The organism is Yersinia sp. J1, from assembly GCF_050586585.1.
GTDB classification, from domain to species: domain Bacteria; phylum Pseudomonadota; class Gammaproteobacteria; order Enterobacterales; family Enterobacteriaceae; genus Yersinia; species Yersinia entomophaga.
The window spans coordinates 211999-232962 of sequence record NZ_JBOBDP010000005.1 but is presented as its reverse complement, the minus strand read 5'-3'; the positions used below and the strand labels follow the sequence as shown (position 1 = coordinate 232962).

Genomic DNA, 20964 nt, shown 5'->3' with positions numbered 1-20964 from the left:
TTATTGCATAACCCTGAATCTTTGATTCAGGGTTTTTTGCATTTTAATCTTTAGAATTTTTCGCTCAGATAAGCAGAGCGGGTAAATACTAATCATCAATACTATCTCTATCTCTATCTCTATCTCTATCCCTATCCCTATCCCTATCCCTATCCCTATCCCTATCCCTATCCCTATCCCTATATTCTTATCTTTTTGATTTCATTTAATGGATTCTCAACACCTTATAGCCAATCACTTAGTCATAAACCTCTTACAGTTGCTTGCCGTAGCTCGGTTGTTTTCTCTGCTTTGAATCTTTTGGCTAACGACTATACATGCGTAAATAAGTCGCTTAAGTGCTCCGAAAGTCATGTTTATTTTTACTGCGATGGGTCATTTAAAAGGGATAACTGAGAATTATATCACTTTTGATAGGTGTGGCCTTTGGTGATAAAGAGTTTTGAGCCGCCTTAAGAACGTTTTATGTACGGCTTGCTACTATCAGATTCAATAATTACTTTCCTATATTTGATTTTTTATCAAAAGTATTATGCTGAATACTACATTTTTTGTTGATAAAACTCAGGCCATAATCAGTTCATCTTTCAACGGCAGCGGGATTATCGGTCGCCGCAGTGAAAGGCAAACAATGACTAATGATAGATATGACGATCAGACAAAATATGAGGAAGTAAAATGAGCATCCCTGCATTTGGATTGGGTACTTTTCGCCTGCAAGATCAGGTTGTTATCGATTCAGTTTCCACCGCGTTGAAACTGGGCTATCGCGCAATTGATACGGCACAAATCTATGAAAATGAAGCCGCTGTTGGGCAAGCCATTGCTGAGAGTGGCGTTAAGCGTGAAGAGTTGTTTATTACCACCAAAATTTGGATCGCCAATCTGTCTACGGAAAAACTGATTCCCACTCTGCGTGAAAGCTTACAAAAACTGAAAACGGATTATGTCGATCTCACGCTGATCCACTGGCCATCACCAAAGAATGAAGTTCCAGTCGCTGAGTTTATGGCTGAGTTATTGAAGGCTAAAGAATTAGGTCTGACTCGCCAGATCGGCGTTTCAAACTTTACTATCGATCTGATGCAGCAAGCGATTGATGCCGTTGGAGCCGAAGCTATCGCTACTAATCAAATCGAACTATCTCCATTATTACAGAACACCAAAGTGGTGAAGTTTGCTCGCCAGCACGGTATAGCGATTACTTCATATATGACACTGGCTTACGGTAAAGCTCTGCAAGAGCCAGTGATTCAGCAAATGGCTAAACTGCGTAATGCTACGCCGGCGCAGGTTATTCTGGCCTGGGCGATGCAGTTAGGTTATTCGGTTATTCCGTCCTCAACCAAAGAAGCTAATTTAGCCAGTAATCTATTGGCTCAGGAATTAAAATTGACCGACGAAAACATGGCACAAATGGCTGCCTTGGATCGTAATGAGCGTCTGGTTAGCCCTGAAGGTTTGGCTCCGGATTGGGATTAATGCCAGCCTGTTATATCTGACGGCATATTTGCCGTCAGGTTGTTGCTTCATTGCTATTTTCCGCTAATCGCTCGGTGACGAAGTCAATAAAACAGCGCAACCGGCTACTGACAGCCTGATCGCTGTAATAAACCGCATTGATTGGCATGACGACTGGAATCGTCAGATCCTTTAATATCGGAACTAAGTCTCCCCGATCAATATCTTTTTGAATCATAAAGTCAGACAAACAGGCAACACCATTCCCCTCAAGACAAAGCCGCCGCTGGGTTTCCCCATTATTTGAACTTACATCCGAGTTAATCTCCAGTAACTGGCCATCATGAGCTAATAGCGGCCAGCGGTTGAGCGCAGGGAGATCGTTAAATCCCAGACAAACATGTTGCTGTAGTTCAGCCGCAGTGCGTGGAGTGCCGTAGCGCTGTAGATAAGCAGGAGAAGCCACAATATGGCGGTAACTATTCATCAGCTTTCTGGCGCGCAGAGTTGAATCCTGCAATGTGCCTACGCGAATGGCGATATCGACTTTACGTTCTATCAGATTGATAAATGTCTCCGAGGAAACTAATGAGAGTGCCATTAACGGATAGCGCACTCTGAAACTAGCCACTAGCGGTGCCAGCATATGCAAGATTACCGGAGTAGAGGCATCAATGCGCAATAGTCCTCTTGGATTCAGCGGATTATCGAGCAGTTCATTTTCCGCCAATGCCATTTCACGCAAAATCGCCTGCGTGCGTCTAAAGTAATGCTCGCCTTCCTGCGTTAGGCTGATTTGTCGTGTAGTACGATTCAGCAATGTTACGCCCAGTTTGGTTTCTAGCTTCTTAACGGTTCTGCTGACCACGGAGTTAGCTTGTTCAAGCTGCTCGGCAGCTCGGCTGAAACTGCCGCATTCAACCACGGTTACAAAGGTAATTAGCTCATCAGAGTTAGCTTTCATTATTGCTAATCCAGCAAAAATATTTTGAAATTTTTATCATTTTTGTCATCCAGAGAGAAGCTCATAATGCGGCTTATCAAGTCGATACTTATTTTATCTGGAGTCAACGATGCCTTTAGCCTTACTAGCATTGACCATTAGCGCTTTTGCTATTGGTACCACCGAGTTTGTGATTGTTGGGCTAGTGCCCACGATTGCTGAACAGCTAAATGTTTCGGTACCATCAGCTGGTTTACTGGTTTCTATTTACGCGCTGGGCGTAGCAATTGGCGCACCAGTATTGACCGCATTAACAGGGCGTATTCCTCGGAAAACCTTGCTGATTGGTCTGATGATACTATTTACTCTGGGCAATGTGCTGGCATGGCAGGCTCCGGGTTATGAATCGTTGATAGTGGCTCGGCTGCTGACCGGGCTGGCTCACGGCGTGTTCTTCTCAATCGGTTCTACCATCGCAACCGGTCTGGTGCCGAAAGAGAAAGCCGCATCGGCAATTGCAATTATGTTTGGTGGGTTGACGGTAGCCTTAGTCACTGGCGTGCCTCTAGGTACCTTTATCGGGCAGCATTTTGGCTGGCGTGAAACCTTTTTAGCTGTCTCATTGATTGGTGCAGTGGCGATCGTTGCCAGCGTTATTTTGATTCCCAGTAATATTCCCAATAAAGCCAGTGCCGGTTTAAAGCAGCAGTTGCAGGTATTAACTCATCCGCGTTTATTACTGATTTATGCCATTACTGCGCTGGGGTACGGCGGCGTTTTCACTATGTTCACTTTCCTGGCACCGATGATGCAGGAATTGGCCGGTTTCTCTGCGCCAGCGGTGAGCTGGATCTTGCTGGCATACGGAGTTTCAGTCGCGATTGGGAATATTTGGGGCGGTAAATTAGCGGATCGGTACGGTGCGGTACCGGCACTGAGCTTTATTTTCACTGCGTTGGCTGCGCTACTGTTTATTTTTCAGTTTACGGCGAGCCACAACATTGCCGCTCTAATTACTTTAATGGCTATGGGAATCTTTGCATTTGGCAACGTGCCTGGCTTGCAGGTATATGTGGTACAGAAAGCCGAGGAATATACGCCACATGCGGTGGATATTGCTTCAGGGTTGAATATCGCCGCTTTTAACGTGGGGATCGCCTTGGGATCGCTTATCGGTGGACAGATCGTTTCCCAATGGGAATTAGCTCAAACCCCCTGGGTTGGCGGTGTGATAGTGATTGGAGCGTTGGCGCTGATTAGGGTTAGCGGCCGGTTGGATAAACGGCATTTTCGCCCAGCGATAGCCAGCTGATTTATCATCAACACGGATAGAACTCATGGGAAGCTGAAACGATTGGCCAAACCATGTTATTCAAATAATTTATACGTGCTCTAAGCCCGCGAAAAGCGTGTTCTTTTATGATGTAAATCATCCTCGTTGCCTATTCGGACTTGAGTCCGTTCGCGCTATCAGACAGTATTCCTCAATTGGACGTGTTGATAGCCAGCAAAAGAAATGTCTGGCTGAAGAATATCTGAGCGTATAATACTCAATTACAGGCTGGTCCATCTGGCCAGTTTGTTTTTAACGGGAATGGGCAAGAGCGTGCCGAAAAAAACCTATGCCATGCGCTATGTTGCAGGGCAACCAGTCGAGCAAATCTTTCCGGGCTCTGCCAGTCAGCTAGGGCAGGGACTACCTCCGGGCGTTCCGTTACCGACTTCTGAGCGTCTGCGGATTATGGTATGGAATATCTTTAAGCAGCAGCGGCCAGATTGGCTCTCTGTGCTGAGAGGTTTTGGCAGAGATGCTCAACTGATGCTGTTGCAAGAAGCACAAACCACCCCTGAACTGGTGAGATTTGCGACGTCTAATTTTCAGGCAGCCGATCAGGTGCCTGCCTTTGCGCTGCCTCAGCATCCCTCTGGCGTAATGACGCTTGCTGCCGCTCACCCAGTCTACTGCTGCCCGCTGCGAGAGCGTGAACCCCTGCTACGCTTGGCTAAATCAGCATTGGTAACAGTTTATCCCATTCATGATGGCCGATTGCTGATGGTGGCCAATATTCATGCTGTGAATTTTAGCTTGGGCGTAGACGTTTACAGCAAGCAGTTGGAACCCATTGGTGAACAAATCTCAATGCATCGTGGCCCGGTGATTCTGGCTGGCGATTTTAATGCCTGGAGCCGTCAGCGAATTAGAGCATTACTGAAATTCGCCAGAAGCCTGGGTTTACAGGAAGTCGAGTTTCAGGCCGATAATCGTAGCCGAGCTTTTGGCCGGCCGTTGGACTATGTTTTTTACCGCGAATTAAAAGTTGCTGATGCCGAAGTGATGGTGACCAGAGCCTCCGATCACAATCCCTTACTGGTTGAATTCAAACCTTAATTCGCTCGCGTCAACCTTCATTAATGACAAATTGCAGACATAAAAAAAGCACCCCGAAGGGTGCTTTTTAGCCGTTATAACCTTAATGCATTACGCATCTGGCGCTTTTTGACCGTTGACATATAGGGTCAATTTTAAACCAGGTTGCAAACTGTTGGCCTTGCTGACTACCGAATTCCATCGCATCACATCGTTGGTGTTTACACCGTGACGCTTGGCAATACTGGCAAATGAATCACCTTTACGAACCTGATAGGTGATGCTTTTGCTGGCCGTATTGCTTGCCAATTGCAGGGTTTGCCCAACTTTTAAGGTACTCGAGGTACGTAAGTTGTTCCAACTCTGCAAATCGCTGGTCTTGATATTCAGTCGCTTGGCTATCGTAGATAAAGTGTCGCCAGGGCGAACTTTATACTGCGAACCTGATGCTGATGTTTTTGTGTTATTAGCCACTTGAGTGGATTTGGACACAACAATATCAGTGTCAGCCAGTGAGTCTTTAAACTGCTCTGCATGGGTTTTCGGCAACATAATGTAATGAGGGCCGTTAGGTGCCGTTACATTGCGCTTATACCCTGAATTATAAGCTTTCAGCTTGGTCAGCGACATTCCTGCCATCTCAGCCGCCTGAGTTAGCTCTATCTGCTGACCGACGTCCACACGCGCTAATGCACGGTTTTCGTTGGTTTCAGGTAACTTGATACCGTATTTCTTGCTGTTCTTGATAATGTCACTCAAGGCCAGCATTTTAGGGACATAAATTGACGTTTCACGCGGAAGCGACAATGCCCAGAAATTGGTCGGTTTACCCTTGGCTTTATTGGCTTTCACTGCCTGCATGACTCGGCCTTCACCACTGTTATAAGCGGCGATGGTTAATAACCAGTCACCGTTAAACATTTTGTTCAGGCGTTCCATCATATCAAGCGCTGCCTTGGTCGAGGCAACCACATCGCGGCGGCCGTCATACCATTGGTTTTGCTTTAATCCATAATTTCGACCGGTACTCGGTACTATCTGCCATAGCCCTGCGGCGTTGGCGGAGGAAGTAGCGTGTGGGTCAAAAGCGCTCTCCACTATGGGTAGCAGTACCAGCTCCATCGGCATCTTACGTTGCTTAATTTGCTCGACTATCAGGTACATGTACGGCTCTGCCCGTAATGTTACATCGTGGAGATAGCTCTTATTTTTTAAATACTTTCGTTTTTGTTCACGGATCAGGGCATTATCCTGAACCTTCATCTTCAGCTCGTCGCTAATGAAGTTCCACAGATCGTTCTGCGCGACGCCGGTATCACTTTCCAGCCATCGCGCGGAGCCCTCTCGGGCACTATCCGTGTACTTTCCTGCTTCACTTTCTTGACCTGCCGAAGACAAACTCTGTGCATGCTGCACGGGAACCTGCACGTCCTGCCTGGACGCTTGGCACCCTACAAGCAAGACTGAGGCGAGAAATATCGCTTTGGTCTTCATGTGTGTGTCAATGTTAGTTGCTTAAAAGACGAGCAATCATACTTTGCTTCGACAAATAACACAACTAAAAGCTTCAGAAGCTATCTTTACGGGCACGTAATTCAGCAAAAATCAGGGAGAGGTCATTAGGTGGGAGGTCTATACCTAAATTCCTTTGTAAATCAATGTCATCACAGCGTAAAAAAACATTAATTTTACGCTCTAATTGCAATTTTGAGGGTAAGCTTGAGTGGTTTTTTGCTCTTAATTGCTTGATTTGTTGTTGATATGTTTCAATATCTCGATCTTGTGGTAAAACTGCACGGGCAAAGTTAAGATTCGAAAGAGTATATTCATGCGCGCTGCAAATTAAGGTTTCATCGGCCAACTGTGCGAGTCGTTGAATTGATGCGTACATTTGTTGGGGCGAACCTTCAAACAGCCTTCCGCAGCCGCCGGAAAATAACGTATCACCGCAAAAAAGATAAGGTGCGCTGTAGTATGCGATATGGCCGAGAGTGTGTCCGGGAACGGCAATTACGCTGAAAATTTGTCCACACAAAGACAGGCTATCGCCGTCTTTTACGATATTCGTAGCCCCTTTATGTGCCGTTTCCTGCGGGCCATAAACCGGAATATTGGGGAAGTTCTGGAGTATTTCGGTCACTCCGCCGACGTGATCGTGATGGTGGTGAGTCAACAGAATTCCTTCGGGAATCCAGCCTTTTTCTTTTAGTTCGCTCAGTACCGGCGCGGCTTCTCCCGGATCGACGATCAGGCAGCGCTGCAGCGGGTTAACCAATAGCCAAATGTAATTGTCTTGAAATGCAGGAATGCTGATAAGATTCATCGGATACCTCTCGTTGGCAACAGCTTGATAGAAGATAATAAAACATGAAACCAGCGCAAACACGCCAAAAGATTCCTGCCCCAGCTTCCTGGGCCGAGCTACCTTGGGGAGAGTATTATCGGGCCGCTATTGAGCAACAGCTACAGCCCTGGTGGCCAAAGATTTTCGGTTTTCATCTGCTTAAAATTGGGCAACTCAGTGCGGAGATTGCCAGTGAAAGCTGCGCTGTTTCCCATCAGGTTAACGTTGGGGATAAGGGCAGCAATATGCAGGTACTGGCCAGTCCTTACCAGCTTCCTTTTGCTGAAAAATCGGTGGACGCCTGTCTGTTATCTCATACGCTGGCTTATTCAACCGATCCTCATCGAATTTTACGCGAGGCGGATCGCGTGTTGATCAACGATGGTTGGCTGGTAATCAGCACTTTCAATCCGTTGAGTTTACTTGGGGTTGGAAAATTACTGCCGGTGATACGTCGACGCCAACCTTACGCGAGCAGAATGTTTACGCAAATGCGTTTACTGGATTGGCTCAGCCTGCTGAACTATGAAGTGATGCATGAATCCAGTTTCCACGTACTGCCGTGGCATAAACAAGGCGGGCGCTTTATCAGCACCCATCTACATGCATTAGGTTGCATCAGTCTGATTGTGGCCAGAAAACGCACGATTCCACTGACGTTCAACCCAATGAAAATGGGATCGCGAAAACCCTGGTTAAGCCGAACCGTGGGCGCAACGAAAAGTTACCGTAATCGCCCTTAAGACTCGGAATTAGTCCGGATTATAGCCGGTATCTTCCTGAGTGGGAGCGTTGGCTGCATCGCGCGCCAATACGTCGCAACGTTCGTTTTCCGGGTGCCCTGCGTGGCCTTTAACCCACTCCCACTGCACTTTATGATCCGAAATTGCCGCGTCCAACCGTTTCCACAAATCCACATTGCGGACCGGCTTGCGGTCGGCCGTTTTCCAGCCGCGTTTTTTCCAGTTATGAATCCACTGAGTAATGCCCTGACGCACATATTGACTGTCGGTACTGAGCGTGACTTCACAGGGTGATGTCAATGCTTCTAGAGCAACGATGGCTGCCATCAATTCCATACGGTTATTGGTAGTGAGACGATAGCCTTCACTGAAAGTTTTTTCGTGCTGTTTGTAACGCAAAATCGCGCCATAACCACCGGGACCCGGATTGCCTAGGCAAGATCCGTCGGTGAAAATTTCTACCTGTTTGGTCATCTCTGGTAGACTCTTCCTAATGAGTTTTAAACCTTAAGTCTGACATAAACGAGCGCTATGAGCACTGCAATATGATCCCAACACCTACCAGACAGATAGTTCTCGATACTGAAACCACCGGTATGAATAAGCTGGGCGTTCACTATGAAGGCCATCGTATTATTGAGATCGGTGCTGTTGAAGTGATCAACCGCCGGTTAACTGGACGGAATTTCCACGTCTATGTCAAACCGGATCGTCTGGTTGATCCAGAAGCTTACGGTGTCCACGGTATTAGCGATGAGTTTCTCGCAGATAAGCCAACTTTTGCCGATATTGCCCCGGAATTCCTCGAGTTTATTCGCGGAGCCGAGCTGGTTATTCATAACGCGGCGTTCGATATCGGCTTTATGGACTATGAATTTCGAATGCTACAGCAGGGAATTCCGAATACGGATACCTTCTGTACCATAACCGATAGTCTTTTATTGGCGCGCCGTCTGTTCCCCGGTAAGAGGAACAATCTCGATGCGTTATGTGACCGTTATCTGATAGACAATACTAAGCGAACGCTGCACGGCGCATTGCTCGATGCCGAGATTTTGGCTGAAGTCTATCTGGCGATGACCGGCGGGCAAACCTCGCTGTCTTTCTCAATGGAAGGGGATCAGAATCAATCAGATTCTACCGATGATATTCAACGTATCGTCCGTCCGGCCAGCGGGCTGAAAATTATTTACGCCAGTGATGAAGAATTGGAAGCTCATAACCAGCGTTTGGATTTGGTTCAGAAGAAAGGTGGAAGCTGCCTGTGGCGGGCTTCTGCTGAAGATGAAACGGCAGTCAATGCGGGATAATTCATCGTTTGGGTGAAAATCTGTGCAACCGGTTTATTTTTCAGGAAAAAGTGTTGACGAAATAGCGGGGTAACCGTAATATTCAACCCGTTCTTAACCGGAACAACAGCGCGGTGCGGTAGTTCAGTCGGTTAGAATACCGGCCTGTCACGCCGGGGGTCGCGGGTTCGAGTCCCGTCCGCACCGCCAATATTCAGAAGCCCTGAGTTAGCAATAACTCAGGGCTTTGTCGTTTTCGTCATCCCAACCACTGTTTTCTGTCTATTCCAACGATGAAGCTAATAAAAAACGCGCCGTGAGAGACGCGCTTTAACATCGCTATTTTTCGGTAGCTATTTCGACTCAATATCAGTGGTGCAGTAGAAAATCATCGGCATCGCGCCAGGCAGGAAAACGCTCGCGATAGTCGCTTAGCGCTGCCAGAGAGAGTGTGGCGTCCAGTCTGGCTCTTTCATGCAAAGGCGCGCTGCTCAGAATCTCGCCCTGCGGATCGATAATCACGCTATCTCCCTGATAACTATGGCCGTTATCATCTTCACCTACCCGATTACATCCTGCGACAAATACCTGATTTTCAATGGCTCTGGCAGGCAATAGCTTTTGCCAATGTTTGGCTCGCGCTGCTGGCCAGTTGGCAACATAAATTGCTAAATCATAGTCTTGCTGGTTACGCGACCAGACGGGGAAGCGCAGGTCGTAGCAGATCTGCGGCAAAATACGCCAGCCACGCCACTCCACCACTTTACGTCGTTTTCCAGCCTGATAATGATGGTGCTCACCGGCAATGCGGAACAGATGGCGCTTATCATAAAAATGTATTTCGCCACTGGGTTTAACCAGCAGAAAGCGGTTCACCGCGCCTTCTGGCGTTTGCAGCGCTACGCTTCCACCGAGTAATGCATTGGTTTTCCCTGCCCAATGGCGGAGCCAATCGAGGATTTCCGCCTCCGGTAGCGCGAACTCGGCGGCGTTCATGGCGAAGCCGCTGACAAACATCTCCGGCAGAATAATGACATCTCGCTGGTGGATATCTTCGAGCAGCTTCGCAAAATGGCGTAAATTCGCTTCGGCATCCAGCCAGACTAACGGTTGTTGTAGTAGAGTCAGTTTTAAAGTTGACATAGGCGCTCCGCTGCGGCGTCCAGCGTGGCTTCCTGCTTAGCGAAGCACAGCCGAATCAATTGATGAGGAAAAGGAGCCTCACAGAATACTGACAACGGAATAGCCGCAACGCCGATTTTTTCCGTCAGCCACAGGCAAAAATCTACGTCGTTCAAATCGGAAACGGCGCTGTAATCGACCAGTAGGAAGTAGGTTCCTTCACTGGGTAATATTTTGAGGCGGCTGGCGGCCAGCGCCTGTACGAAGCGATCCCGACGAGCGCGGTAGAAATCGGGCAGTTGCTGCCAGTGCTCAGGCTCGGCGTTCAGCATATCGGCCAGGGCCAATTGAATTGGCGTACAAACGGAAAAGGTCAGGTATTGGTGGATCTTACGCACTTCCGCGCTGATGGCGGCGGGCGCTATGCAATAACCGACTTTCCAACCGGTCATGTGAAAGGTTTTACCGAATGAAGATACGGCAACGGCCCGCTGACGCAATTGAGGGTGAGCCAGCACGCTAGCGTGGCCTTCAGCGGCGAAACAAATATGTTCATATACTTCATCGCTAATGACGTAAATATTGCGATCGGCTATGGCTTGCCATAATTGCTCAAAATCAGCCGCGCGCCATAGGGTTGCTGACGGATTGTGCGGAGTGTTAACGATCACCAACCGCGTGCGTTCGGTCAGCAAATCGGAGAATTCAGCCCAGTGAGTATTGAACGCCGGAGGCTGCAGGGCGATGCGTTTGACTTCGCCACCCGCCAGTTTAATGGCTGGCGCATAGCTGTCGTAGCTGGGATCAAAGCAAATAACTTCATCGCCGGTGCGCACCAGAGCGGTAATAGCAGCAAACAGCGCTTCGCTGGCACCGGTGGTCACCGTCACTTCACTATCAGCATGAGGACGCCAGCCGTAAACGGCGGCGGTTTTATCTGCAATTGCTTCTCGCAGCGCTGCAACGCCAGTCATTGGAGCATATTGATTCGCTCCCTGATTAACATGATAAGCCAGACGCTGCTTTAGATATTCCGGGCCAGCAAAATCAGGGAATCCCTGAGACAGATTGATTGCCTGATGCTGGTGCGCCAGCGCACTCATTTGCGTAAAGATGGTGGTGCCTTGGGCAGGCAATTTACTGTCTGGAATCAATGATAAAGTGCTCATTCTGGGCTGAAACTCCTGGCGCTGATGTTGCTGTCAATATAACACGATGTTAAGATTTGGCAATCAAGACGCTTAGATGTTTAAACGGCTAAATGATTTTTTGTGTTAATGTCAGCTCATAGGGGGGCAGCGTGGAATATTCCCCTGTTGCACGGCGAAAATAACAATTGCAGAGGTAGGGAAATGGCAAAACAGACACAACTTGAGGCGTTACTTGCGGCCTGCCACTGGATTGGCGGCAAAGGCTGGTGTCCGGCGACTGGCGGTAATATGTCACTGCGTGCCGACAGTGAATACGCGTTGGTCAGTGAATCTGGCAAAGATAAAGGTCGCCTCACGGCGAAAGATTTCCTGAGCGTAGATATTGCCACCAATCACGTGCCCAGCGGGCGTACGCCTTCGGCGGAAACCGGCCTGCATACTTTGCTGTATCGGTTATATCCTGATGTTAGCGTGGTTTTACACACTCATTCGGTGAACGCCACGGTACTTTCTCGCGTGGAAAAAAGTGATGGATTGGTTTTACAGGGTTATGAAATGCAGAAGTCCCTGTCGGGTCAGAAATCCCATTTGGATACCGTGGTTATTCCTATTTTTGATAACGATCAGGATATTAGCGCATTGGCTGAGCGAGTGGCAGCCCGCGCAGCGTTGGCACCGTTACGCTACGGTTTTCTGGTACGAGGTCACGGGCTTTATTGCTGGGGAAACTCAGTGGCAGAAGCGCGCCGTCATCTGGAAGGATTAGAATTCCTGTTCCAGTGCGAATTACAACGCCGCCTGCTGGAGGTCAAATGATTCAGGCTATTGTTACTGATATTGAAGGTACGACCAGCGATATTCGCTTTGTGCATCAGGTACTTTTTCCTTACGCTCGCGCCCGATTAGCGGATTTTTTGCGTCAGCACGCCAGCGAAGAAGACGTGACCGTTCTGCTGGCAGATTTACGCCGTGAAATTGGTCAGCCGGATGCGGATATAGAAACCCTTATTAGCGTACTATTCGGTTTTATGGATGAGGATCGTAAGTCTACCGCGCTAAAAGCTCTGCAAGGCATTATCTGGCGTACTGGTTATCAAAACGGAGATTTTCGCGGTCACCTTTACCCGGACGTGGCTCCGCAGCTGGCTAATTGGCAGCATCAAGGGGTAAAGCTATATGTTTATTCCTCTGGTTCAGTTGAGGCGCAACAACTGCTGTTTGGCTATAGTGATGCGGGAGATTTACAGCCGTTATTCAGCGGGTATTTTGATACTCGCGTTGGCGCGAAGCGCGAAGTCTCCGCTTATCAGAATATTACTGAGCACTTAGCCGTTGCACCGCACGATATCCTGTTTTTATCCGATATTCGTCAGGAGCTGGACGCCGCTCAGCAGGCTGGTTGGCAGACTTGCCAGCTGATTCGCGATTTGCCGGATGCAGAAAGCCATCATCGGCAGGTTAACTGTTTCTATCAGATCGTTTTAGAGGAGTTTGCATCATGAGTGCCTTGACTATTTTCAGCGATGAGCAGCCGGAACAGCCTATCTGGCAAAGCACTGATGCAACGGCTATTCAGAAGCAGTTGGCAAGTATTGGCGTGCGTTTTGAGCGTTGGCGTGCGGATCGGGCGTTGGGGGGAAATCCGTCGCCGGAAGCAGTAATTGCGGCGTATCAACATGAAATAGACCGGCTGGTGGCAGAAAAAGGCTATCAAAGTTGGGATGTGATCAGTATGCGTCCGGATAACGCTCAGCGAGAAACTCTGCGACAGAAGTTTTTATCCGAACATACTCACGGCGAAGACGAAGTGCGTTTCTTTGTCGAAGGCGCGGGGCTGTTTTGTCTGCATTTAGAGGGGAAAATCTTTCAGATTCTCTGCGAAAAAAACGATTTGATTTCCGTTCCGGCGGATACACGTCACTGGTTTGATATGGGATCGGCACCGAATTTCACCGCTATTCGGGTATTTGATAACCCGGAAGGTTGGGTGGCGCATTTTACCGGCGATAAGATAGCCGATGCTTATCCTCGTTTAGATTAATGTAAATGCAGGCGGCTCAGTAAGGTCGCTTGTGCATTTACATTATTCAGGCTGGAAAAATCCGGCCTGAACCTGCTGTGGCGTGATTACGCCGCTGTCCAGAACCCAACCGCTGATCAGGGTTGCCGGCGTGACGTCAAAGGCCGGGTTATACACCTGCGCGTCTTGAGGTGCCCAGTGACATTCGCCAAAGCTGCCGGATACGCCGGTGACTTCGCTAGTTGCGCGCTGTTCGATAGGAATGGCGGCTCCGTTTGGACATTGCGGATCCACGGTGGTGTGAGGTGCCGCAACATAAAACGGAATATGGTGATAATGTGCCAGTACCGCCAGGCTGTAGGTGCCGATTTTATTCGCTACGTCGCCGTTAGCGGCAATACGATCTGCGCCGACCCAAATGGAGTCTACCTGGCCCTGAGCCATTAAGGTCGCAGCCATGGAATCACAAATTAACCGATAGGGAATACCCAACTCGCCCAACTCCCACGCGGTTAAACGCCCACCTTGTAGTAATGGCCGGGTTTCATCGACCCAAACGTTATCTATTTTTCCCTGCTGATGAGCGCGTAATATTACGCCTATTGCCGTTCCCACGCCCACAGTGGCTAAGCCGCCGGTATTACAGTGGGTAAGAAGTCTGCTACCGGATTTAACCAACGCTGCGCCGTGATTGGCAATGCTATCGCACAGAATCCGATCCTCGTCCAGCAAACGTAGCGCCTCTTTCATCATGGAATTTACCCAATCTGGCCGCAGTAACGCTTGCTGCATCCGTGCCAGATTATTCATCAGGTTAACTGCCGTTGGCCGTGATTCTCTTAGCGTGATGAGCGCTTGCTCCAACTGCGCCTGAGATAAACCTCGCTCCGCCAGCAGCGCCAGTAACAGACTGGCAGAGAGACCAATCAGCGGCGCACCGCGTACGCGTAACGTCAGAATATGTTCGACCAAAGATTCTACGTCATCAGCCAAACGCCAGATTTGGCGTTGGGGCAGGGCTTGCTGATCGAGAATCCAAAGCTGGTTATCGCGTATTTTCAGGCTGGTGGTGTTAAGCGTCGGCATCGTCAGTTAAATCCATGTTGCGTTATTGCATCTGGGTTCTTATTCTGCCAACATGCTTTACAGATGTATAGACGTCTACATGTTTTTACGCCTAAATAATTAATGCGCCGTGGGCGACCAGAGAATTGAGAAGGGGTGGGAGATGTCAGGTTATCACACGTTTACTGCTGCTGATGCCGTTGCATATGCGCGTCAATATGGCCGGATTGCTGAACCGCACACGTTGGTTTCGGCGGATGAAATTGGCGACGGCAATCTGAATCTGGTGTTTAAGATCCGTGATGAAACGGGGCGAAGCCGGGTGGTGGTGAAACAGGCATTGCCTTACGTTCGTTGCGTAGGAGAATCTTGGCCTTTGACCTTGGATCGAGCGCGCATCGAAGCGGAAACCCTGCTAACTCACAGCCAGTTCTGCCCTGAACACACGGTTAAAATACTGCACCATGACGCGGAGTTGGCGGTGATGGTGCAGGAGGATCTTTCCGATCATCACATCTGGCGGCATGAATTGGTGAAAGGCCGCCATTATCCGCAGGCGGCCAGCCAGTTGGGTGAATATCTGGGGCAGACTTTATTCCACACCTCAGATTTTTATCAGTCGGCACAAAGTAAGAAGGCGGCGGTGATCCGTTATACCAATCCCGAACTGTGCCAGATCACTGAAGATCTGTTTTTTACCGATCCTTATCACGATCATGAACGCAATAATTTTGACGCCGCGTTACTGCCGGAGGTGCTGGCGCTGCGTCAGGATAACGGGCTGAAACTGGCGGTAGCTTCCCTTAAACATCGGTTTTTGAGTAAAGCGGAAGCTTTGCTACACGGTGATATCCATAGTGGCTCGATTTTTGTGGCCGAAGGTAAATTGAAAGCTATTGACGCAGAATTCGGTTTTTATGGCCCGATTGGTTTTGATATCGGTACGGCTTTAGGAAATGTATTGCTAAATTACTGCGGTTTGCCGGGGTTGACCGGGCCGAGAGACGCAGCGGCAGGCCGTGAACAGCGTTTAGATGACATTCGTGAAATTTGGCAGGCTTTTGCCACGCGTTTTCTGACGCTATGCGCAGAGAAAACTCAGGATCAAGCGTTGAAAACTGCTGGTTATGCCGAGTATTTCCTCCGGCAGGTGTGGAATGATGCCGTGGGGTACTGTGGAACCGAATTGATTAGGCGCACCATCGGGTTGGCACACGTCGCGGATTTGGACAGCATTGAAGATGACGGGATGCGTTTAGCCTGTCAGCGTCAGGCTCTGAGTCTGGGGCGCACATTAATACTGGCAGCGGTGCATATTGATAATGTGGGTGAATTAATTGCCCGTATTCGTCAAAACGGATAATTGAGCGCTTGGCTGCTCGCTATTTTCAGGTTCAGCGCTAGTTCGCTATCAAAAATCAGCGATAAAAAAGTCCCGGCATTAGACCGGGACTTTGTTTTAGACACATGAATTATCAATGAGTACTATCAGTTACGCCGCTTCCGTTTGACGTGGCCGATCTGGCTGCTTTACCGGGGACTGGGTAGCCAGCGCCTCCGGTTCAAATTCATCTACGTTAATCGAGCGCAGGCGGCTGGCTTCTGCCTTAATCAGCACGTTAGCTTCTTCCGCGCTGATTTTCCCTTCCGCCAGTGCGCGTTTGGCTAACTGATCCAAACGGGTGAACGGCAGATTCTTACCGGCTTCTTTACTCAGGCGTTTGTGGATTGGCTCTGCGGCGATAACGTCTTGCAGTGCGGCTTCCAGCAAGCCGACCGGGTTGAATTCACTCGGCGTCAGGTACTGACCGCGCCCAATACGTGAACGGGTTGCCGAAGGCACTTGCAGCAATTGAGCCAATTGGTGATCCAAGCGATCTGACGGCGCGCGATGTACGCAGCCAAACGGGAAGATTCCAATACGCATCACGCCAGCAATAAAGCGATTCGGGAAGTTTCGCAGTAAGTCATCCAGTGCTTGTTCTGCCTGATACAGCGCATCCTGCACGCCCCAGTGAACCAGCGGTAAATCTTCTTTCTGACGGCCTTCATCCTCATAACGTTTCAGCGTTGCGGTAGCCAGATACATTTGGCTCAGAATATCTCCTAAACGAGCAGAGATACGCTCGCGACGTTTCAGGCTGCCGCCCAGAACGCCCATGGAAACATCGGACATCAGCGCCAGGTTGGCACTTAAGCGGTTAAGCTGCTGATAGTAGCGGCGAGTGCTGTCGCTTACCGGAGCATGACTGGTACGGCCGTTGGTCAGACCCAGCCAGAAGCTACGAACTTTATTGCTACCTACGTGGCCAAGGTGACCAAACAGGGCGCTATCAAAAGCGTTAACATCGTTACTTTGTGCCGCGGCCATTTCTGCCAGAACGTACGGATGGCAACGGATAGCCCCCTGACCGAAGATAATCATGCTACGCGTCAGAATGTTGGCACCTTCAACGGTGATACCAATCGGCGCGCCTTGATAAGAACGGGCGACGAAGTTGGATTCACCCAGACAGATACCTTTACCCCCGGCAATATCCATCGCATCCATGACTGCGCGCTGACCCCTGTGGGTACAGTGATATTTCACTATGGCAGACAGTACCGCCGGTTTTTCACCCAGCATAATACCGCTAGTGATTAAGGTGGCGGCGGCGTCCATCACGTAGGCGTTGCCAGCGATTCGCGCCAAAGGTTCTTCGATCCCTTCCATCTTACCGATAGAGATTTTGAACTGACGGCGAATGTAGGCGTAAGCGCCAATACCCATTGCCACACTTTTCAGGCTACCGGTTGCATTGGATGGCAGGGTAATACCACGTCCGACGGACAGACATTCAACCAGCATACGCCAGCCCTGACCGGCCATTTTTGGCCCGCCAATGATGTAATCGATCGGCACAAAGATGTCGTTACCGCGAGTTGGGCCATTCTGGAATGGCACGTTCAGCGGGAAGTGACGGTGACCGATTTCTACCCCAGGAGTGTTAGTTGGGATCAGGGCGCAGGTAATACCCAAATCTACGGTTTCACCGAGTAAATGCTGGGGATCGGACAGTTTAAACGCCAAACCCAGCACGGTCGCGATCGGTGCCAGCGTGATATAGCGTTTGTTCCAGGTCAGGCGCATACCCAACACTTGCTTACCTTGCCATTCACCCATACAAACGGTGCCGGTATCCGGAATTGCACCGGCGTCGGAACCCGCTTCGGGGCTGGTCAGTGCGAAGCAAGGAATTTCCTCGCCGCGCGCCAATCGTGGCAGATAATGATCTTTTTGTTCGGTAGTGCCGTAATGTTGCAGCAGTTCGCCGGGGCCGAGGGAGTTAGGAACGCCCACGGTAATGGCGAGAATGCCGGAAACACCGGATAACTTCTGCAATACGCGCGCTTGAGCATAAGCGGAGAATTCCAGCCCGCCGTATTCTTTCTTAATGATCATGGCGAAGAAGCGGTGTTCTTTCAGATAGGCCCACAGCTCCGGCGGCAAATCAGCCAGTTCATGCGTAATCTGAAAATCATTTGCTAAACGACAGGCTTCTTCCACTGGACCATCAATAAAGGCTTGTTCTTCAGCGGTTAGCTGTGGTTTTGGATAGTTATGTAGTTTTTTCCAGTCTGGCTTGCCTTGGAATAAATCACCTTCCCACCAGGTGGTTCCCGCATCGATCGCTTCTTTTTCGGTGCGTGACATGGCTGGCATGATTTTACTGAAGGTACGCAGCGCAGGAGCTGAGAACAGAGAGCGGCGCAGCGGCGTTAAGTTCAGTGGCAGCAACACAATCACCAAAGGAAGCAACGCCCAGAATGACCATACTTGCAGCGCACCCAAGGCGGCGGTGTATACCAGAAGAAGCAGACTACTAAGGTGTAGGTTCACCCGGTGATAGAACAACACACCAATAAGAACCAGCAAGGCAACAATGCTAAGAACCATCATAATGAAGCTCCTGAGTTGTAGGAGGTCTGACCTGTTGAGTGATGTATTGGTTTTAGTTCATCTCATTGTTTTTATCAATGCCATTACATATCAATTACAACTTGGTTCACAAATTCGTAGCATTTAAGGTCAAAAGCCGTTGCAACAGTTCATCACGGCGCTTCTCGCAGTTTGCGCTATCCGGTACACTGCCTGCGGAAGATTATTGATGCCACAGGACATATAAAGAGGCTCCCATGTACCACGATTTAATTCGAAGTGAACTTAATGAAGCGGCTGATACTTTGGCTAATTTCCTGAGTGATGATGCCAATATCGACGCCATTCAGCGGGCAGCTATCTTGCTGGCTGACTCATTTAAAGCCGGTGGGAAAGTGCTTTCCTGCGGTAACGGCGGCTCCCATTGCGATGCTATGCATTTTGCCGAAGAATTAACTGGCCGCTATCGTGAAAACCGCCCTGGCTATCCGGCGATCGCCATCTCTGATGTCAGCCATATGTCTTGCGTCAGTAATGATTTTGGTTACGACTATGTTTTCTCCCGCTATGTGGAAGCCGTAGGCCGTGAAGGTGATGTTTTACTGGGCATTTCCACTTCAGGAAATTCTGGCAACATCATTAAGGCGATCGAAGCTGCAAGAGCCAAAGGGATGAAAGTGATCACCCTGACTGGCAAAGACGGCGGTAAAATGGCGGGTACTGCAGATATCGAAATTCGGGTGCCTCATTTCGGTTACGCCGATCGTATTCAGGAAATACATATCAAAGCGATTCATATCTTGATTCAGCTGATTGAAAAAGAGATGGTTAAGGCCTAATAACTGGCTGGTATGGAATAACCTGAGGTCGCCGTGGAGTTTCCCGCGCCTCGGGGTGTTCACCGCTCTGCACCGGAGGCTATCATGGCCTCCTTATCGCACGCTTTACCTCCGGTTTCTTCGCCCTGATTGGTTTTGGCTTTTTATTGCTACTGCACAGGCAGTAGAGGAGGTTGGTGATGTGCGAATTGCTCGGGATGAGCGCGAATGTGCCCACTGATATCTGTTTCAGTTTTACCGGGCTGGTTCAGCGCGGAGGGGGCACAGGGCCGCATAAAGACGGTTGGGGTATAACGTTTTATGAAGGTCACGGTTGCCGTACCTTTAAAGACCCGCAACCCAGTTTTAACTCCCCGATAGCCCGCCTGGTCCAGGATTACCCGATCAAGTCTTGCGCGGTGATTTCCCATATTCGTCAGGCAAACCGTGGCGAAGTGGCGTTGGAAAATACCCATCCTTTTACTCGGGAAATGTGGGGGCGCAATTGGACTTATGCGCATAACGGACAATTGAAAGGGTATCGTCAGTTGGAGACCGGCACTTTCCGCCCCATAGGCCAGACTGACAGCGAATATGCGTTTTGCTGGCTGTTAAATCAATTGGCCAAGCGGTATCCGCGCACACCGGGTAACTGGCCTGCGGTATTTCGCTTTATTGCGACATTGTCTGAGCAACTGCGCGCCAAGGGCGTATTTAATATGCTGTTATCGGATGGGCGTTTTGTGATGGCCTATTGCTCAACCAATCTTTATTGGATTACGCGTCGGGCACCTTTCGGTAAAGCCACTTTGCTGGATCAGGATGTGGAGATAGATTTTCAGCAGCAAACCACACCCAATGATGTGGTCAGCGTCATTGCCACTCAGCCGCTGACCGGCAATGAAACCTGGCACAAAATAGCGCCAGGCGAGTTTGCTCTATTCTGTTTTGGTGAGCGCGTACTCTGAGGCTGGCGCACTGGACATTAACGGACGATTAATCACATATTGTCCGTTAATGACACCGACCAAAGGCGGCATACGATTTTTTGCAAAGTAGGCATAACCTGGTTGTAATTGACGCCAGAAGTTAATATCTGACGAGTTACGATGGCGCTGCATATTTTGCTCGGTCATACGGAACGGATAAATACTAATATCCACTTTGCTCTGGCCATTCATAAATGCGGTTTGCACGTAGTTAAATATCTCATCCATGTAATTGTCGGTCATGGCGTAACAGCCAATGGATTTACAATCACCGTGGATCATCAGATATTTCCCCGAGTATCCCTGAGACTTATCAAAGTCATTTGGGAAGCCGATATTGATCGCCCGATAAAACTTACTATCGGGTTTTAAATGACGCGTATCTATGCTGTAAAATCCCTCCGGGCTTTTAAAATCTCCCTCGCGGCGTTTGGGGCCAAGACCGCCAGAGAAATTACAAATCTGATAACTTCGTACCAATCGATATTCGCCCTGTAAACGGGCATATAATTCCAACGTTCGCTCTTCTTTAAATATTTGGATATAGACCGGAGAACCGAGTAATTGCTGTTTAAGCGCATTGGTAACCGCAACGGGCTCACTGGCTGAGCTGGTTAAGGATACCGCAGGCAAACAAATGATCATCGCAAGTAACAGAGCGATTTTGCCCATTAATTATTCCTACTTCTCTTACTGGGAACCGATCGTATCTGCCGATCGGTGAGCCACTGC

Annotated in this window: 20 protein-coding genes and 1 tRNA gene; 12 read left to right on the top strand and 9 right to left on the bottom strand. The window is 49.2% G+C overall.

The window, feature by feature from the left end:
- Positions 1-678 precede the first annotated feature (678 nt).
- On the top strand, positions 679-1482 hold the full coding sequence (gene dkgB / locus ACQ4OC_RS10895; RefSeq protein ID WP_430971163.1) for a 2,5-didehydrogluconate reductase DkgB: 804 nt from the start codon (positions 679-681) through the stop codon (positions 1480-1482).
- A 34-nt stretch (positions 1483-1516) separates the two neighbouring features.
- Here dkgB and yafC read toward each other — a convergent pair whose 3' ends face one another.
- The gene (gene yafC, locus ACQ4OC_RS10890) at positions 1517-2425 is read right to left on the bottom strand and encodes a DNA-binding transcriptional regulator YafC (protein WP_064514216.1); all 909 of its coding nucleotides are present in this window, start codon (positions 2423-2425) and stop codon (positions 1517-1519) included.
- Between the two features lie 109 nt (positions 2426-2534).
- Between yafC and ACQ4OC_RS10885 the strand changes: the two genes are divergently transcribed.
- Both ACQ4OC_RS10885 and ACQ4OC_RS10880 read left to right on the top strand, forming a co-directional pair.
- Entirely contained in the window at positions 2535-3716 is a 1182-nt protein-coding gene (locus tag ACQ4OC_RS10885; RefSeq protein ID WP_430971162.1) for an MFS transporter, read from the top strand.
- Between the two features lie 282 nt (positions 3717-3998).
- Positions 3999-4793 (top strand): endonuclease/exonuclease/phosphatase family protein, encoded by a 795-nt coding sequence (locus ACQ4OC_RS10880; RefSeq protein WP_430971161.1) that lies wholly within the window; start codon positions 3999-4001, stop codon positions 4791-4793.
- Positions 4794-4883: 90 nt separating this feature from the next.
- Here the strand turns inward: ACQ4OC_RS10880 and mltD are convergent, their stop codons facing one another.
- Both mltD and gloB read right to left on the bottom strand, forming a co-directional pair.
- Positions 4884-6266, bottom strand: coding sequence for a murein transglycosylase D (mltD, locus tag ACQ4OC_RS10875; RefSeq protein WP_064514212.1), 1383 nt, complete (start codon positions 6264-6266; stop codon positions 4884-4886).
- 73 nt (positions 6267-6339) lie between these two features.
- Positions 6340-7095, bottom strand: a complete 756-nt coding sequence (gene gloB / locus ACQ4OC_RS10870; protein ID WP_064518306.1) for a hydroxyacylglutathione hydrolase — start codon at positions 7093-7095, stop codon at positions 6340-6342.
- Positions 7096-7139: 44 nt separating this feature from the next.
- Between gloB and ACQ4OC_RS10865 the strand changes: the two genes are divergently transcribed.
- Positions 7140-7859, top strand: a complete 720-nt coding sequence (locus ACQ4OC_RS10865; RefSeq protein ID WP_064514209.1) for a class I SAM-dependent methyltransferase — start codon at positions 7140-7142, stop codon at positions 7857-7859.
- Between the two features lie 9 nt (positions 7860-7868).
- Here the strand turns inward: ACQ4OC_RS10865 and rnhA are convergent, their stop codons facing one another.
- Positions 7869-8333 carry a ribonuclease HI gene (gene rnhA / locus ACQ4OC_RS10860; RefSeq protein ID WP_049598416.1) on the bottom strand — a complete coding sequence of 155 codons (465 nt, stop codon included), beginning with the start codon at positions 8331-8333 and terminating at the stop codon, positions 7869-7871.
- A 71-nt stretch (positions 8334-8404) separates the two neighbouring features.
- On the opposite strand from rnhA, the gene dnaQ reads away from it, so the two are divergent.
- Both dnaQ and ACQ4OC_RS10850 read left to right on the top strand, forming a co-directional pair.
- Entirely contained in the window at positions 8405-9169 is a 765-nt protein-coding gene (gene dnaQ / locus ACQ4OC_RS10855; protein WP_064514207.1) for a DNA polymerase III subunit epsilon, read from the top strand.
- A gap of 112 nt (positions 9170-9281) precedes the next feature.
- A tRNA-Asp gene (locus ACQ4OC_RS10850) sits at positions 9282-9358 on the top strand.
- 159 nt (positions 9359-9517) lie between these two features.
- On the opposite strand, the gene ACQ4OC_RS10845 is transcribed toward ACQ4OC_RS10850, so the two are convergent.
- Together ACQ4OC_RS10845 and ACQ4OC_RS10840 are read right to left on the bottom strand one after the other, a co-directional pair.
- Complete coding sequence (locus ACQ4OC_RS10845; protein ID WP_064514204.1) at positions 9518-10291, bottom strand: amidohydrolase; 774 nt, start codon at positions 10289-10291, stop codon at positions 9518-9520.
- On the bottom strand, positions 10279-11439 hold the full coding sequence (locus tag ACQ4OC_RS10840; RefSeq protein WP_064514202.1) for a pyridoxal phosphate-dependent aminotransferase: 1161 nt from the start codon (positions 11437-11439) through the stop codon (positions 10279-10281). Before ACQ4OC_RS10840 ends, ACQ4OC_RS10845 begins: the two co-directional genes overlap by 13 nt.
- Positions 11440-11622: 183 nt before the next feature.
- On the opposite strand from ACQ4OC_RS10840, the gene ACQ4OC_RS10835 reads away from it, so the two are divergent.
- The 3 genes from ACQ4OC_RS10835 to ACQ4OC_RS10825 are packed head-to-tail and all read left to right on the top strand — an operon-like array spanning position 11623 to position 13462.
- Complete coding sequence (locus tag ACQ4OC_RS10835) at positions 11623-12237, top strand: methylthioribulose 1-phosphate dehydratase (RefSeq protein WP_120806667.1); 615 nt, start codon at positions 11623-11625, stop codon at positions 12235-12237.
- Positions 12234-12923 (top strand): acireductone synthase, encoded by a 690-nt coding sequence (gene mtnC, locus ACQ4OC_RS10830; protein ID WP_120806668.1) that lies wholly within the window; start codon positions 12234-12236, stop codon positions 12921-12923. Before ACQ4OC_RS10835 ends, mtnC begins: the two co-directional genes overlap by 4 nt.
- Positions 12920-13462: a 1,2-dihydroxy-3-keto-5-methylthiopentene dioxygenase gene (locus ACQ4OC_RS10825; RefSeq protein WP_064514196.1), complete on the top strand. Its 543-nt coding sequence runs from the start codon at positions 12920-12922 to the stop codon at positions 13460-13462. The genes mtnC and ACQ4OC_RS10825 overlap by 4 nt, the downstream gene beginning before the upstream one ends.
- Positions 13463-13504: 42 nt before the next feature.
- On the opposite strand, the gene mtnA is transcribed toward ACQ4OC_RS10825, so the two are convergent.
- Entirely contained in the window at positions 13505-14527 is a 1023-nt protein-coding gene (gene mtnA, locus ACQ4OC_RS10820) for an S-methyl-5-thioribose-1-phosphate isomerase (protein WP_064514194.1), read from the bottom strand.
- Positions 14528-14669: 142 nt separating this feature from the next.
- On the opposite strand from mtnA, the gene mtnK reads away from it, so the two are divergent.
- Positions 14670-15869, top strand: a complete 1200-nt coding sequence (gene mtnK, locus ACQ4OC_RS10815; RefSeq protein ID WP_064514193.1) for an S-methyl-5-thioribose kinase — start codon at positions 14670-14672, stop codon at positions 15867-15869.
- A gap of 129 nt (positions 15870-15998) precedes the next feature.
- On the opposite strand, the gene fadE is transcribed toward mtnK, so the two are convergent.
- On the bottom strand, positions 15999-18446 hold the full coding sequence (gene fadE / locus ACQ4OC_RS10810) for an acyl-CoA dehydrogenase FadE (RefSeq protein WP_064514190.1): 2448 nt from the start codon (positions 18444-18446) through the stop codon (positions 15999-16001).
- Positions 18447-18682: 236 nt separating this feature from the next.
- On the opposite strand from fadE, the gene lpcA reads away from it, so the two are divergent.
- Complete coding sequence (lpcA, locus tag ACQ4OC_RS10805) at positions 18683-19264, top strand: D-sedoheptulose 7-phosphate isomerase (RefSeq protein ID WP_064514188.1); 582 nt, start codon at positions 18683-18685, stop codon at positions 19262-19264.
- A gap of 179 nt (positions 19265-19443) precedes the next feature.
- Entirely contained in the window at positions 19444-20211 is a 768-nt protein-coding gene (locus ACQ4OC_RS10800) for a class II glutamine amidotransferase (RefSeq protein ID WP_064514187.1), read from the top strand.
- On the opposite strand, the gene dpaA is transcribed toward ACQ4OC_RS10800, so the two are convergent.
- A complete protein-coding gene (gene dpaA, locus ACQ4OC_RS10795; RefSeq protein WP_064514185.1) occupies positions 20182-20904 on the bottom strand; it encodes a peptidoglycan meso-diaminopimelic acid protein amidase in 723 nt (240 codons plus the stop codon). The two genes, ACQ4OC_RS10800 and dpaA, sit on opposite strands and share 30 nt — an antisense overlap.
- Positions 20905-20964: the final 60 nt, after the last annotated feature.